General features: G+C 69.9%; 9 protein-coding genes. 6 read left to right on the top strand and 3 right to left on the bottom strand.

From position 1 onward, the window contains the following. Nucleotides 1-43 precede the first annotated feature (43 nt). Nucleotides 44-2,344, bottom strand: coding sequence for an AgmX/PglI C-terminal domain-containing protein (locus tag SYV04_RS09085; RefSeq protein ID WP_321545269.1), 2,301 nt, complete (start codon nt 2,342-2,344; stop codon nt 44-46). A gap of 34 nt (nt 2,345-2,378) precedes the next feature. Next, on the bottom strand, nt 2,379-2,789 hold the full coding sequence (locus tag SYV04_RS09080; protein ID WP_321545268.1) for a hypothetical protein: 411 nt from the start codon (nt 2,787-2,789) through the stop codon (nt 2,379-2,381). Nucleotides 2,790-3,000: 211 nt separating this feature from the next. Here SYV04_RS09080 and SYV04_RS09075 point away from each other — a divergent pair, with 211 nt between their 5' ends. The 6 genes from SYV04_RS09075 (at nt 3,001) to SYV04_RS09050 (ending at nt 14,591) form a co-directional block, all read left to right on the top strand. Beyond that, on the top strand, nt 3,001-5,292 hold the full coding sequence (locus tag SYV04_RS09075; RefSeq protein ID WP_321545267.1) for an MtsA protein: 2,292 nt from the start codon (nt 3,001-3,003) through the stop codon (nt 5,290-5,292). A gap of 61 nt (nt 5,293-5,353) precedes the next feature. Continuing rightward, nucleotides 5,354-6,958 carry a calcium-binding protein gene (locus SYV04_RS09070; RefSeq protein WP_321545266.1) on the top strand — a complete coding sequence of 535 codons (1,605 nt, stop codon included), beginning with the start codon at nt 5,354-5,356 and terminating at the stop codon, nt 6,956-6,958. A 165-nt stretch (nt 6,959-7,123) separates the two neighbouring features. After that, nucleotides 7,124-8,479 (top strand): cell-cell cohesion MYXO-CTERM protein MtsC, encoded by a 1,356-nt coding sequence (mtsC, locus tag SYV04_RS09065; RefSeq protein WP_321545265.1) that lies wholly within the window; start codon nt 7,124-7,126, stop codon nt 8,477-8,479. Between the two features lie 39 nt (nt 8,480-8,518). Next, entirely contained in the window at nt 8,519-10,483 is a 1,965-nt protein-coding gene (gene mtsD, locus SYV04_RS09060; RefSeq protein WP_321545264.1) for a cell-cell cohesion protein MtsD, read from the top strand. Next, nucleotides 10,480-12,258, top strand: coding sequence for a vWA domain-containing protein (locus SYV04_RS09055; RefSeq protein ID WP_321545263.1), 1,779 nt, complete (start codon nt 10,480-10,482; stop codon nt 12,256-12,258). The genes mtsD and SYV04_RS09055 overlap by 4 nt, the downstream gene beginning before the upstream one ends. 32 nt (nt 12,259-12,290) lie before the next feature. Continuing rightward, nucleotides 12,291-14,591 (top strand): cell-cell cohesion protein MtsF, encoded by a 2,301-nt coding sequence (locus tag SYV04_RS09050; RefSeq protein ID WP_321545262.1) that lies wholly within the window; start codon nt 12,291-12,293, stop codon nt 14,589-14,591. Nucleotides 14,592-14,645: 54 nt separating this feature from the next. Here the strand turns inward: SYV04_RS09050 and SYV04_RS09045 are convergent, their stop codons facing one another. After that, complete coding sequence (locus SYV04_RS09045) at nt 14,646-15,083, bottom strand: Ig-like domain-containing protein (protein ID WP_321545261.1); 438 nt, start codon at nt 15,081-15,083, stop codon at nt 14,646-14,648. Nucleotides 15,084-15,137 lie beyond the last annotated feature (54 nt).

The following is a 15,137-nucleotide window of genomic DNA, read 5'->3' as shown; positions in this document are numbered from 1 at the left end:
ACTGTCCGAGCGGAGGCCGCCACGGACGCGGGGAGAGCCCGCGTCAGTAGCCGACCGAGTTGAAGATGAAGGGATAGGAGATGATGACGACGCCGCCCTTGGGGGTGGGGAAGGCCCAACCCTTCAGGCTGCTGAGGATACAGGCCTCGACAGAGGCATTTCGGAGGGTGGAGGACTTGGTCTTGGCCGCGGCCACCCGGCCACCGGCGCCGATGGTCCACTCCAGCACCACCTTGCCGGCCAGGCCCGGATCCTTGAGCAGACCGCGCTCATAGCAGGCGTGGACTTCCTGGAGGTGGCTGTTGATGACCTTGGCCACGGCCTCGCGGTCGATGCTGCCCTGCGTGGCGGAGATGCTGCGGGTGGTGGCGCGCGTCACCACACCGCCCACCTTGCCCTTGCCCACGCCGCCAGCGCCCAGCGCGCCGATGCCGCCGCCACCCTTGCCGCGCAAGAGCTCCGCGCCCAGCGTGGCGCCGCCGCCCTTGCCGCCTCCGCCCAGGCCGAAGGTGCCCAGGCCCGCGTTGGCGATGGGGGCTTTGCCGATCAGCCCCGAGAGCTTGTAGTTGGACGTCTTCACGTTCTTGCTGCCGGGGCCGCTGCCCAGCTTGTCCACCGCCGCCAGCAAGTCATTGGTGGCGGGGCCGGCGGCCGACAGCTTGGCCAGGGCCTTGAGGGCGCGAGACTCGGGCGGAGGGGGCGCCACGGCCACCTCCTTCTTGGGAGGCGGCGTCTTCTCCACCGGCTTGGGGGTGGGCTTCTCCGCGACCTTCTCTTCCTTCTTGGGCTTGGCCTTCTCCTTGATGGCCTCGAGCTTCTTCTTGGCCTCCTCCTTCTTCTTCGGCTCGGGCGCCAGCAGGCGCAGCGCGATGGGAGGGAGGTTCTTCTGCGTGAAGTCCGGAGACTCGGGCCGATCCGGCTTCAGCGCCACCAAGACGCCCAGGCCGCAGGAGAAGAGGAAGAAGCACCCCAGCGCCAGCCAGGGCAGGCCCTTGAGCGGGTTGACCCATACCTTCTCGGGCACGGGGGCGGCGTAGGCCACCAGGGACATGGTGCCCTGGCTCAGGCGCGCGGCGGCGCCATCGCGCAGGGTGACGAAGCGGCGGTTGCCGTCCGCCTCGAGCGCGGAGGACTGCACGGGCTGGAAGCGCCCATCCGCGCCCGAGCGCTCCACCGTGGAGCCGGGCGGCACGAAGAGGCGGTAGGCGCCGTTGAGCGACTCGGCGAGGGTGAAGCCCTCCTCGGGCAGGCTGAAGCCCCACAGCGGCATGGGGGCGCGCGTATCGCCCGCGGCCTTCAGGGGCTGCTTGCTCGGCTGGAAGCGGTGGGCCTCGCGGCGGATCCCGCCCCAGTACAGCTCCAGGTAGAGCTGGGCCGCGCCCTTGCCAGGAGCCATGCGCGGAGCGTGCGTGGGGCGGCTGGGCTCGGACGTGGGCCGGGCCGGAGCGTGGGCCTTGTGCGGGAGCGGCGCCGCCGGGACAGGGGCCAACCCCAGGTCCGCCGGATCCACCATGTCCGCGAGGAGATCATCGGCCAGCACCATGGACGGTGGAGGCCCCACCGGCTGCAGCTCCTGGGGAGCGCGGCGGCGCGCGGAGGGCATCGTGCCCGCGGGCATGGGCTCGGCGGCGGGCTGCGGGGGCAGCGCCACGGGTACGGGGGTGGGGACCTGGGCGACGGCGGGGCCTCCGCGAGAGGCAGCCACCGGGGCCCGCTGAGGCACGGGGACCACGGTGGGCGCGGGGCTCGCGGGAGCCATGTGTACCGCGGCGGCCTGCTGCGGGGGCCGGGCCATGGACGGCGGCGGGGCGGCGATGGGAACGGTGGTGGCGAGCAGCTCGGGCGCGGGAGGCTGAGCGGCGGCCTGCTGCGGGACGGGGCTGCGCGCCACGGGTACCGTCGCGGCCACCTGCTGCGCGGGCGCGGGCCGGAGCGGGCGCACGGCGGCCTGGGGCGCGGGAGCGTGGGGCGCGGGAGGCGCGGCGCCGAGCAGGGCGGCCACCTCGGGCGGCGGCTGCGGCTTGTCGGCGGGCCGCTGGGAGAGCACGCGCGTCTTCAGGACGAAGGGGCCGCAGAGCACCTCGTCCACGGGGCGGATCTCGCACGCGGACACGCGGTGGCCGTTGACGTAGACGCCGTGCGTGGAGCCGGCGTCCTGGATGGCCGAGCGCCCGTTCTGGAAGTACAGCACCGCGTGGCGCGGATCGATGGAGGCGTCATCCAGCCGCAGATCCGAAGAGGAGTCCGAGCCGATGGCGTAGGTGCCAGGGACGAAAACCTCCGTGCCGACGAGCAACCCGTCGCGGAGGATGACGACCTGGAGGACGGAGGGCTGCGCGCTCACGTGGACACTCCTAGAGGGGCCGTGGGGCGAAGCCCTACTGGTCGTAGACGGTGGAGAGGGTTTCGGAGCGGAAGCTCTCGCGCTCGCGGATCATCGATCGCGTCTTCAGCTCCTTGCGATCGTAGAGATAGACAGCGCCGGACTTGTTCGTCTGGCCCTGGATGAGGCGGTCATCGAAGTCGATGCGCGCCGGGCCGCGGCTGGGCGGCGGAGCCGAAGCGTTGGCCGAGGCGGCCTCGCCGCTGACGGGATCCGTCATGGAGGCAGAGGGGTCGGTCTTCGACTCGAACTTGGGCACGGACTTCGGAGCGGCGGCGGGCTTCTTTGCCTTGCTCTTGGCGCGGGAGGCGCGCGCGCGCTGAGCCCATGCCTCCGAGCCGAGGTGTGGAAGAGGAGCGATGCCAAGGATGCTGGCGACGAGGGTGCAGAGAAGGATGCGTCGCATTCTGAGTTCCAGGTTAGTCGATGTTTGTACCGCTGTGTCAACGCGACGACGGAGGGAGCGCTGTGGGGCGCGGAGCGGCGTGTGGAGGGCTGTCCACACCATGTGAGGGGGCGAGTTCCCACCCCCTGAGAACTTTCGGTCATGGGTGGCCAGAGGGGTGGAGAAGGTAGAGTTGGGTTCCTCCTCTCTGGACTGCCGGGTTGTCACATCGATGAAACGCAGCCTCGCGGTATTCGTGGCGCTGGCCCTGTGCGTGGGGGCAGCGGCTGTTTTCGTTTCGCGCGCTCGGCCCGAGGTGGCGCCTGTCCCCGTTGCACCGACACGGCCCGCGGCGAAGCTGCTGGCGGTGGGCCCTCGCTTGACGAGCAACCAGACATCGCAGCCGCTGGCGGTATACGGCGAAGGGCTGGAGCCGGGGATGCGCTTGGCGCTGGGGCCTCCGCTGTCGCGCGAGCTGGCGCTGAAGGTGGTGGACGGGCGGCACGCGTACGCACGGTTGCCGGGGGAGCTGCCGCTGCCAGCGGGCATGCCCCAGGTGAACGTCAAGGCGCGGCTGCTGGCGGATCCGGGAACGGCGACCGAGGGAGAGGCGCGGCTGGACGTGGTGAACGACACCGCGTTCCCGGATCTGGTGGAGCTGGCGGTGTCTCCGGATGGGAGCCAGGCGTTCATCGCCTCGCCGCCGACGGACACGGTGTACGCGGTGGAGCTGGGCTCGGGGGCGGTGCGGGAGCTGAAGACGGCGGACGGCCCGAGCGCGTTGGCGACATATAAGGATGCGGGGGGGCGCGGCTGGCTGGCCATTGCCCACCGCTTCAGCCCGGAGCTGCGCCTGTACGCGCTCGACGGGTCGGGAGCTTCGCGGGTGCTGCCGGCGCCCGCGGGCGCGATGGGGCTGGCGGTGGACGCGCGGGGCGAGGTGGCCTTCGTCGCGGAGCAGGTGCGGGACACGGTGCGCGCGCTGTCGCTGGAGGATGGGAAGGAGCGGTGGGCGGCGGCGGTGGATCCGAACCCGCGCTCGCTGGCGCCGTGGAAGGAGCTGCTCGCGGTGGGCGGCCAGCAGACGGGACAGGTGGAGCTGCTGCGCCAGTCGGACGGTGAGCGGGTGTCGACGGTGGTTCCAGCGCCGGGCGTACCCATCGTGGGCGGCGGCACGGAGCGCTTCTCGGCGCAGGTGATGGGAGGCAAGGCGACGCGCGGGATGGTGGCCAGCGAGCGGCTGGGGCGTCTGTTCTTCTCGAGCCTGGGGCCGAACGTGGGGCCCAACGTCGAGCGGATGGAGGTGAGCGCCAACGGTGGGGTGGGCGTGGTGGATCCGGCGCGCCGTGTGATGGTGCGGCACCGAGGCTTCGGGGCGGGGATTACGGAGGGGTTGGCGCTGGATGAGACCGGCGGGCTGCTCTACGCGGCGGACATCGGGCTGGGGCAGGTGCGGGTGGTGGATGCGCGGCGACTGGTGGAGAGCGAGGTAGGGGCGCGCAAGGCGCTGCTCCAGGAGCTGCCGATTCCCCTGCCGGAGAACACGCCGCGGGCTCGCCCGGACGAGGACTATGGCAAGGAGGGCCGGGCGGGAGTGGAGCTGCACTCGGGGCCGCGCGCGCTGGCGCTGGCGCCGGATGGGCGCACGCTCTACGTGCTCAACCGCTTCACCGGCACGCTGGCGGTGGTGGATGTGTCGGAGGCGCGTACGGGACGGGCGCGGGTGGTCCGCCAGTTGCCGGTGACGGAGATGCGGACACAGCCGAAGCGTCGGCTGGGACAGGTCCTCTATTACGCGGACATGGGGCGCACGGCGATGAGCTGCGACGCCTGCCACGTGGAGGGGCACACCGGGGGTGTCTTCTTCGAGAAGACGCGACCGATGCGCATCTACCGCTCCACCACGGTGCGGGGCAGCCGGGACACACCGCCGTACTTCACGCCGGCCAGCACGCACAGCATCGGGGAGACGATCCGGACGGTGGGCAATCGCAACCGCTACCAGAACCCGCTGCTCACGGACGCGGAGGTGGAGGCGCTGACGCTCTTCACGGCGCTGGTGCCGACGTTGCCCAACCCCTTCGTGGGAGAGGACGGGGCGCCGCCGGAGACGCTGGAATTGCCGGACGGACGCAGCGGCCGGCCGGGAGAGGGGAGGGCGCTGTTCGAGGGAAAGGCGGGCTGTGCCGCGTGTCACCCGGCGCCGCTCTACACATTGGATCAGACAGCGGAGACGCGCGGGCGCTACCTGGAAGTGGGCACGCCGCTGGCGCTGCCGTTGCGACTGGAGCAGCAGGACCTGGTGCCAGGCGCGGCGCCGCCAGCGCTGATGGGCGCTTGGGACGTATGGCCCATGCTGACCAGCGCGGCGGCGGGCTACGAGGTGCGAGGTGACCAGCTGGTGGTGGGCACGCGCTTCCCGTTGCGAGCCGTCATTGAAAGCGCGGGGCCCGCGCACGGCAACGCACAGGCACTCACGCCCCAGGAGCGTGATGATCTGCTGGCCTTCCTCCTCACGTTGTGATGCCTCGTCACTCCATCTGCTTGCGATCGATACGAGGCCTGGGGTCTACAATAGGCGGTTGATGCGCACGCTCCCTCGGCTCGTCCCGCTCCTGGCTTCCCTGCTGTTCCTCACGTGCTCCGACGCGGGCATCTACGCGCTCGATGGGCGAGGGCCCAGCGGCAAGGACCGCGCGGACTTCGCGGGCGAGGCCTGCATCCCCCTGGCCACTGGAGAGGCCTTTCCGGTGAAGGTCGTCTTCGCCATCCAGGGCGGAGAGGGCGTGCCATCGGAGATGGTGGGCTTCACCACCGACGCGCTCGGCACCCTCAGCAGCCGCTTCTCCGGCCCCTTCATCAAGTTCTCGCTGATCGCCTTCCACACGGTGGCCACCGGCCTCCAGGGCAGCTTCGCCGACGCGGCCACCTTCCAGACCGCGCTGCCGCGCTACTCCAGCTACCAGGAGACGGGCCCCATCAGCATCCGCTCGGCGCTGCGGCTCTCCAAGAGCCTGCTCTCCGGTGACATGCAGACGGCCTGCCGAGGCGAGGTGGGGCGCGCCCGCTATGTCGTCGTCCTCGTCATCACCAGCGCGGACGTGAGCTGCGACAACCCCGCCTTCAACGTGGGCATCGACTCGCGCTGCGCCGCGCTCACCCCCGTCACCGGCGCCGCCGCGTGCAGCCAGTGCGAGCTGACGGCCGTCACCGGAGAGCTCAAGGCCCTGGCCCAGCAGTTCGGCGCGGGCGAGGTGGTGGTGCAGCCCGTCTATGTGCGCAGCACGCCGGACCCCGTCGCCCGCGAGCAGGTGGCCGCCATCGCCAACGCGGGTGGCACCGAGGCCATCGAGACGGACCCCGCGGGCCTGCGCGATGTGCTCGGCACCCTCAACTACACCTCGCTGCAGACCTCCCTGGTCCTCAAGCGCTTCCTGGCCTTCAACCGCAACGTGCAGGTGCGCGCCGGTGAGGTGCTCGTCGACAGCGACGGAGACGGCGTGCCGGACCTGGACGAGGTGGCGCTGGAGCTGGACCCTCGCGACCCGGACAGCGACCGCGATGGCCTCATGGACGGCGTGGAGCTGCGCATGGGCCTCAAGCCCCAGCCCGGCAACGTGGACATCATCAACGGCTGCAACGTCTCGCTGGACGACGACGGCGACCGGCTCAACACCTGCGAGGAGCGTGTGCTCGGCACCGACCCCTGCATGGGCGACACCGACGGGGACGGGCTGCCGGACCTGGTGGAAGCCCTGGGACTCACCAACCCGTTGGTGCCGGAGGACCTGCTCGACACCGACCGCGATGGCATCACCAACATCGAGGAGGTGCAGGCCCGGGGCGACCCCCTCAGCGCCGACATCGCCTTCCACGCCGAGCGCGGCTACGGCTACTCCTTCGAGCTGGCCGAGCCCACCCCGGATGGGCGCGCCTGCTACAACGTGCGCGCCGAGAACATCACCGTCGTGCCCACCTTGGAGCGCCAGGATCCGATCTACCCAGGCGTCGTCATCCCTCGGGGCAACAACGACATCTACCTCTATCTCCAGGTGGGCCGGGACAATGATCCCCGGGGCACGGGGGTCGGCTCGCTCTACGTCAAGCCGGTGCGCTACACCGAGGAGCAGGGCAAGAACCCCACGGGCATCCTCCCCTTCTCCCCCAATGACTTCATCCTGGGGACATGAGGCCAAACTGTGGGGTGGACCCCTCGTTTGGGATGAGGGCTACCCCCCACACTCCTCACCCCGCGGTCGGAGCGACTTCTCCAACTCCCTGTAATTCCTGGCTCTCTTCGTTCACTCTGCAACGGATCGGCTCTTGCTAAGGCATCGGACTCGAAAGGAGTCACCATGACACTCTCCCGAATCCTGCCTCCCGCCCTGCTGTTGGGGGCTTTCTTCTTCACTCCCGTCGCGGTCGCACAGACCAACGGGGCGGACAACCCGGAGTGCCTCGGCAGCGCGTGTGGCCGGCCCAAGGAGGAGGGCGGCGGTTGCGGCTGCGGCTGCGGCTGCTCCGTGTGGGTGGCCTACACGGACGACGGCGTGACGCTGGCCTACACGGACGACGCCGACGGCGACGGCCAGGCGGATGATCGCGACAACTGCCCGTTCGCGGCCAACCGCATGCAGGAGAACGGGGACGGCGATGCGGTGGGCGATGCGTGTGACAACTGCCCGGGCCTGGCCAACGCGCAGCAGCGCGACACGGACGGCGACGGCGTGGGCGACGACTGCGACGACGACGCGGACGGCGACGGCGTGCTCAACGACGCGGACAACTGCCACCTGGTGCCCAACCGGGACCAGAGCGACCTGGACTCGGACTGGAAGAAGCCGGGCCTGCCGGTGGAGAACACCGGCGGTGACGTGTGCGACCGGGACGACGACAACGACGGCCACGTGGACGGCGAGGACACCTGCCCCCGCGTCGCCAACCCCACCCAGGCGATGCCCGCGGATTCCAGCCAGTGCCGCGTGGACCTCGACGACGACCGCGTCTCCGACAACGGTGACAACTGCCCGGGGATCGCCAACCCGAACCAGGCCGACACGGACCGGGATGGGCAGGGTGACGTGTGCGACCTGGACATCGACAACGACGGCGTGCTGAACAAGGACTCCAGCGGCAACGCCCTGGACAACTGCCCCAACATCGCCAACCGCGACCAGCTGGACGACGACGGCGACGGGGCGGGCGACGTGTGCGACACCCGCTACTGCGTCGTGGTGGACAAGAGCAACCCGGATGACTGCCTCGATCCGCGCTCGCCCTTCACCGTCTCGGGCGGTGGTCAGCTGAGCCTCAAGGGCGGTCAGCAGGTGCGTCTGCCGCTGTTCGCCAACCGCAACGGCGCCGCCATCGAGTACACGTGGACGGTGAAGGAGCGCCCCAGCGGCTCGCGCGCGGTGGTGGAGAACCCCACGGGCGCGGTGACGCTGAGCCGCCACTGGGAGTACGCCTACGTGGACAACAGCGTGCCCACGTTCACCGCGGACAAGGATGGCGTGTACGACATCCAGCTCCAGGCGAAGCTGGCCTTCGCGGACCGCGCCTACCCGGAGCAGCGCGAGTCCGTCTCGAGCCTCAAGTTGCAGGTGGGCAGTAACTCCAGCAGCTGCGCCGCGCTGCCGGGTCCCGCGGGTGGCGTGGCGCTGGGTGCCGCGCTGCTGAGCGTGCTGCTGCGTCGTCGCCGTCGCGAGTAGACTGCTCTTTCCCTCGTTGTGCGCAGGAGGTCCGTTTCCATGCACCCCCACCCTCGGATGCTGCTGGCCGCGGGCCTCCTGAGCAGCTTGCTCATCACCTGTACGGACACGCTGGTCGAGCCGCTCAGCCAGGAGCAGAGCAACCTGGATGATCGGCTCACCCTTCAGGGGCGCGTCTGCACCGCGCCGGCCAACCCCAGCGGCTTTCCGGTGAAGGTGGTGCTCGTCATCGACCAGTCCGGCAGCATGTGCGTGTCGGATCCGCCGGGCTCGCAAGAGGGCACCGGCTTCTGCGAGCAGGTGGCCGTGGTGGTGCCCCCGGGCGTCACCGAGCCGGCGCGCGTGCGCGCCCTGCGGCGGTTGGTGGCGCAGTTCCGCCAGCAGCCCAACGTGCAGATCTCCATCGCGCCCTTCGAGACCAACGTGAAGAACGTGTGGCCTCCGGCCGCCAGCGGCGACCGCTTCGCCCGGCCCGACAGCACGCTGGACACGTACATCGGCGGGCTGCAGAGCCAGCTCGGCAAGGGCACCGACTACCAGGGCGCGCTCTCGTACGCCTACAGCCTCATCGCCAGCGACATCGTCTCCGAGTCGGAGAGCAACCCCGAGGTGCTGCCGCGCACCCGCTACGTGGTGGTGTTCCTCACCGACGGCACGCCGTACCCGCGCTGCTCGGCCAATGACACCCTCACCGCGTACGCGACGCCGGACAGCCCGGACCTGACGTGGGCCGACTCCTCCAGCGCGGTGGAGTTCTGCAACCTGCTGGATCCGGACTCGCCCGACAGCATCGACGGCTTCGAGCCCGGCACGGACCGCAACCAGAACTACCAGCTCTTCAGCTACGTGCGCCGGCTGATGGAGCTCAAGGAGCAGTACAACGTGGGCGATGTGCGCATGCACACCGTGCTGCTCTTCAATGAGGAGGCGGTGCGCCGCTGCGGCCCCATCTGCCAGGACCTGTACGGCACCTACCCGAACACGCCTCCGGCGGAGTACCCGCAGGCGGCCAAGAAGATCGCCGCGTTCCTGCTCAACCGCTTCGCGGAGATCGGCAACGGCGTGTACCAGGAGTTCAACGACACGACGGAGATCAACAACCTGGGGCTGGGAGCGCTGGACTACTCCTCCTTCGCCTCGCGCAACGTGCTCAAGACGCTGATGGTGCAGTCCTTGAGCGCCATGCCCGCGGAGGGCGGGCGCGAGCTGGACACCGACGGCGACGGGCTGCCGGACCGGGTGGACAACAGCTTCACGATGGAGACGAACACCTATACCCAGGACAGCGACGGCGACTGCCTGGATGACGCCTTCGAGGCGCGTCGGGCCGACCAGGGCTTCAAGGCCGGTAACGACCTGGACGCGCGCGGGTGCGACCCCGCCTCGCCGCTGACGCGGGGCTGTGAGTGCCGCGACACGGATGGAGACGGCCTGACGCAGTTCGCCGAGACCTATCTGCGCACGCGCGCCGGCATCATCGACAGCGACGGCGACGGCATCCCGGACAACATCGAGGCCCGCTACGGGCTGGATCCGCTCCGGTCGAACGTGTCCGGCATCGACACGGACGGTGATGGAATCCCCGACGAGGCCGAGCTGAAGGCGGACAGCGATCCGACGCGGCGGGATCGGGCCTTCTACGAGCGCTACGGCTACCAGTACGAGGTGAAGATCGCCGAGGAGCGCGCCAACGGCAGCACCTGCTACGATTTCAGCGTGTCCAACCTGCAGCTCGTCACACCGCCCAGCCGCTCCGGGGTGCAGCAGGGCTACAACCTCTTCAAGGTCTGGTTCGCCGAGGCGCCGGCGAGTGGTGTGTCCACCGACTACGGCGTGTGGCGCTCGGCCTGTGCCTGGGCGCAGTACGCGCCGCCCAGCGTGCGCGTGCCACTGGGGCCGGAGCTGAACCTGCAGGACTCCAACTTCCGCAGACCGCCGGATCTCAACGAGATGAGCGAGTACATGCAGCGCTGCGTGGGTGATCGGCCGGGGGCCACGCCGTGAACGCACGGGCGTACCTGGCGGTGGCGTGGGTGGTGGGAGTCATCGCGGCGGTGGCCTGTACGGACTCCTACCTCTATGACGAGCGCCGCGACGAGCAGGTGCCGGTGGATCGCGCGGTGGCCTTCGAGGGGCGCTTCTGCACGGTGAGCGCCAACGAGGTGGTGCGCCCCATCAAGATCGTCGTCGCCCTGGACGCCAGCCAGTCCATGACGGTGAGCGATCCGGACGGCACGCGCGCCCTGGCGTTGATCGACCTCATCGAGAACCTGCCGACCGACCCGGAAGTCTTCGTCGCGGTGGTGCTCTTCGCGGGCAGCACCACGGCGTTCCTCACCAAGGACGCGTTCAACCAGGACGGCTTCGCGCAGGTGGCCAGCCTCACCGAGGCGCAGAAGCTCAACCTCACGCGAACGCTGCTCAACTTCCGCAACCCCAGCAACGCGCCGAACCGGGACTCGACGGACTTCGTCAAGCCGCTGGCGGACATCTACTCGTTGATCAACTCGGACATCGCCGCCAGCCGCCAGGCGCCCGGTGGGGCGCAGGCGCTGGCCCAGGCGCGCTACTCGGTCATCTTCCTGTCGGACGGAAAGCCCAGCAACGACCAGGACGACGAGCTGCTCCAGGGTGACGCGGTGGTGCGCATCCGCCAGCTGAGGGACCTGGTGGAGGACGTGCGCGTCAACACCGTACACGTCTTCAACCCCACGCAGCCGGTCAGCTCGGTCTGTGACTTGACGGGCGACGGGGGCTGCCCGCTGCTCATCATCAACCAGAACGCGGACCGCCTGGAGAAGATGTCGCAGCTGGGCGGAGGCAACTTCCGGGACTTCCGCAACAACGAGCCCATCAACTTCCTGAACTTCAATTTTGGCCAGGTGCGGCGCGCCTTCATCGTGAAGGAGCTGGTGGCCTCGAACTTCAACGCGCCCCCCTCCAGCCCCTTGGGCGAGGCGGACTCGGACGGCGACGGCCTCACCGACGCGGAGGAGGCGGAAGAGGGCACCAACCCCAACCGCGTGGACACCGACGGCGACGGCTTCAGCGACGGGGTGGAGGTGCGCTTCAGCCGCCAGGGCGTGGACTTCAATCCCACCCAGACGGCGCTGCCGGACGGCGGCGGCCTGGATCCGGGCTGCCCTCCGCCGCTGCGCGCCTCGGACACCGACTGTGACGGGCTGCTGGACTGCGACGAGCAGTTCATCGGCACCAACGCCAACGTGGTGGACAGCGACCGGGACGGAGTGCCCGACGGCGTGGAGTGGCGCGGCGGTACGCAGGGCTCCAGCAATGATTTGGACGAGGACCCGGACAACGACGGGCTCGACAGCCGCGCCGAGCTGCGCCTGCACACCAACCCGGTGAAGGTGGACACCGCCCACCTGTCCGTGGACGGCTACCGCTACTCCATGGAGGCCGAGGGGCCGCCGGATGAGCTGGGTCGCCAGTGCTACAACTTCCGCGTGGACAACGTGCTGCTGGCGCCCACCGGGCCGGACATCACGGACGCCGGGATGGATGGTGGCGTGGGCCTGCCCCTGGATGGTGGGCTGACGCTGCTGCGCGGGGCGGGCTACAACGATCTCTGGCTCTCGGTGGCGATGATCCCCGCCGACGATCCGACCGCGCGATCCATCACCCGGTTCTACCGCTACCAGACCGCGCGCTATCCCCTGGGCGGAATCAAGTCCCCCGTGGATGGCGTCATCCGCGTCGAGCCGGAGGACTTCCTCTCCGCGTGCCCCGGTATCCCGGACGCGACCCAGAACCCCTGAGGCCCTGAAGCAGGGCCCTGAAGCCTACCGTCATGCTCAAACCAGCCTACCTGCTGCCGCTCGCGCTCCTGCTGCTCACCGCCTGCCCCTCGGATGGGGATGACGACACGCCGGATGCCGGGGGCGAGCTCCCTCCGGACCTGTGCAACAACCCCGCCGAGGCGCTCTCGATGCCTGAGTGCGAGCTGGTCCTGGGCCAGGAGGTGGAGCGCTTCATCTCCGCCCCGAATGATCAGGACTGGTACAGCGTGCGCATCCCCGCGAACGCGAACGCGCGCACGCTGGTGCGCGTGACGGCGGGCTACCGGGTGCCCAGCACGGCGGTGAACCTGGCGGTGGGCGTGCTGCGCGAGAACGAGACCGCGCTGGCGCGGCAGGTGGATCAGCACGGCCAGGGAGCGCCCCGGCCGGTGGAGATCATCCTTCCCTTCAGCGAGCCCAACGCGCGGCTGCTGCTCTTGCTGGGCGATGAGCCGGCCCTCATCAGCCGGCCCAACTTCGACGCGCGCGCGCCCTACTTCGTGAAGGTGGACGTCCTGGAGAACCCTGACGCCAACGAGCCCAATGACACGCCCGAGCAGGCCACGGCGCTCACGCTCGCCCCGCAGAACGGCGTGGAGGTCGCCACCCAGAGCGGCTTCCTGTCCACGGGAGGTGACGTGGACCGCTTCTCGTTCACCGTCCCCGCGGGAAAGATCGCCTACGTGCGGCTGAGCGCGCCCGAGCTGACGCCCCCGTCGGCCTACCGGCTCTCCTATGTGCTGGTGCGCCCGGACGGCACGGCCGAGGACGAGGGCGTCGTGGCCAACACGCGCCTGGCCGTGGACCTGGCCACCGCGCGCAAGGTGCGGAGCGCCGGCCCCTGGACGGTGCTGGTGCGGGGCTACCGGCCTCCCAATGAGACCGGCACCATTCCGGGAGACCTGCGGCTCCAGTACCAGCTCGAGGTCCGGGTGATGGACGAGCAGGACGCGCAGGACACCAACAACGACAACAACAGCTACGAGCGGCCGGTGGTGCGCACCATCGGCGGCGCGCCGGGAGCCACCACCTCCTTCACGGGTCGCCTCGGCTCGGTGCCGGACACGGACTGGTACGGGGTGGACGTGCCCGTCTTCGACAAGCCCAGCGTGCTGTACTACCGGCTGGTGCCGGGCACGGGCGGAGGGCGCTTCCCGCCGCTGCCGGGCCTGGTCGATCGCCAGGTGAACGTGCTCACCCAGGTGTCGGCGGGGACGGTGGAGGACTCGCGCGTCGCCTGCGCCACCAACGCACAGGTCTGCCCCAAGGGTTATGGCGAAGTGCCCGCCGCGCGGTCATTGGTGGAGTCCTTCTGCGGCGGCACCGTGCCGCTGTGCCTCCAGTCCGCGCGCGAGGAGGATTCGAACTTCCCCAACCTGCGCAACTTCGAGGGTGCCATCCCCGTGCCCGCGCACGGCGCGACGGCGCGCTACCTCTTTGGTGTCCAGGACACGGGCAACAACTGGGCGGATGACCGGGACTACGTGCTGCAGGTGACCTGGCTGGCGGACCAGGACGACGCCGACCGCGCCCCCACGGGCACCGAGCAGCCCACGCCGCTCACCTTCGCGAATGACACCAATGGCACCACCTTCCCGGTGCCGCCCGGCAACGCCACGGCGCTCAATGGCGTGCTCACCCACGGCTTTGGCCGCCTGCAGGCGGATGACCGCACCACGGGCCGGGGTGTCCGGGGGCCGAGGGACTATGACGCCGTCCCCTCGGACGTGGACAGCTACCTCTTGTCCATCGAGGGCAGCCAGCCGGCGCCGCAAGACCGTGCCTGGGCGCTTCAGTGGACGGTGCAGCACCTGCCGGACGGTGGGATGCCGCACGGGCTGGCGTTGGACTTGACCTTCTGTGATGGGGACCGGATGGACAGCGGAGTCTGTACGCCGGTGTCCACGGGCAGCCGGAACAGCCCGCTGACACTGGCCTACCGGGGCGAGCCGCTGCGGGCCTGGCACACGCCCAGCGGCACCTTGAGTGGGCTGCAGCCGCTCTACTCGAGGCAGGTGGTGGGCAACTCCACCGTCTTCACCGTGCAGCCCTACGCCTGCTCGTGCCTGGAGCCGCGCTTCGTGCGCGGCGGCACCGTGCGCGTGGACGTCAGCGCCACCGAGCGCGAGTCCTACGAGCGGGTGAACTACAGCGTGCGCACCGCGTACACCGCCTATCCGCAGAGCTACGCCACCGATGGGGGCATGCGCATGTGTCCGGCGCCGCAACAGGATGGTGGCACGGCCCTGCCGGATGGGGGCACCTCGCCCACCACGTGGGCGCCGGGTTGCCGCTTCACGGTTCAGCCGTGACCGGGAGGAGGGCGGGCCGGGAGGGGCCCGCTCTCCTTCCCGGTGGAGTCCGGCCTACGGAGGGGGAATGCCACGGCCGGTCAGGGGGATGGCCTTCGTCGCCCCGTTACCGGCGTTGGACTCGATGGTGAACGTGCCCGTGTAATCCTTGGCCTGCGTGGGCTTGAACTGCACCTCCACGAAGGTGATCTTCCGGCTCTCGAGCACCAGGGACTTCCCCTCGGAGAGCTCCTGGGGCAGGCGCAGGGTGAACACGCCATCGCCCGATTTGGTGACCTGTTTGATCTCCAGCGGCTGGTCCCCGCGGTTCTCGATGTAGAGGGTGTTGAAGCCCGTGGCACCGACATAGGTGCCGCTGCCGAACTCCACGTCGAAGCCCAGCGACTCGCGGTCGAGGAAAAGGAAGGGGCCCTCCTTCAGGGCTTCTTCATCTTCTCCACATCCAGCCAGGGCCAGGAGGATGATGGGGAGCAACAAGGTACGTAGGCGCATGCCGTCTACTCCGCTCGGTGAGAGGGTTCGATGATGGTTGTGTTTGTAACAGCG

Source organism: Hyalangium ruber (genome assembly GCF_034259325.1).
Lineage (GTDB): Bacteria > Myxococcota > Myxococcia > Myxococcales > Myxococcaceae > Hyalangium_A > Hyalangium_A rubrum.
The sequence above is the reverse complement of the archived record's forward strand: the minus strand, read 5'-3'. Positions and strand labels throughout refer to the sequence as shown.

Bases quoted from the DNA above. Each gene is read 5' to 3' on its own strand.
- SYV04_RS09070 (WP_321545266.1), top strand. From the start codon at position 5,354: ATGCGCACGCTCCCTCGGCTCGTCCCGCTCCTGGCTTCCCTGCTGTTC.
- SYV04_RS09080 (WP_321545268.1), bottom strand. From the start codon at position 2,789: ATGCGACGCATCCTTCTCTGCACCCTCGTCGCCAGCATCCTTGGCATC.
- SYV04_RS09050 (WP_321545262.1), top strand. From the start codon at position 12,291: ATGCTCAAACCAGCCTACCTGCTGCCGCTCGCGCTCCTGCTGCTCACC.
- mtsC (WP_321545265.1), top strand. From the start codon at position 7,124: ATGACACTCTCCCGAATCCTGCCTCCCGCCCTGCTGTTGGGGGCTTTC.
- SYV04_RS09075 (WP_321545267.1), top strand. From the start codon at position 3,001: ATGAAACGCAGCCTCGCGGTATTCGTGGCGCTGGCCCTGTGCGTGGGG.
- mtsD (WP_321545264.1), top strand. From the start codon at position 8,519: ATGCACCCCCACCCTCGGATGCTGCTGGCCGCGGGCCTCCTGAGCAGC.
- SYV04_RS09045 (WP_321545261.1), bottom strand. From the start codon at position 15,083: ATGCGCCTACGTACCTTGTTGCTCCCCATCATCCTCCTGGCCCTGGCT.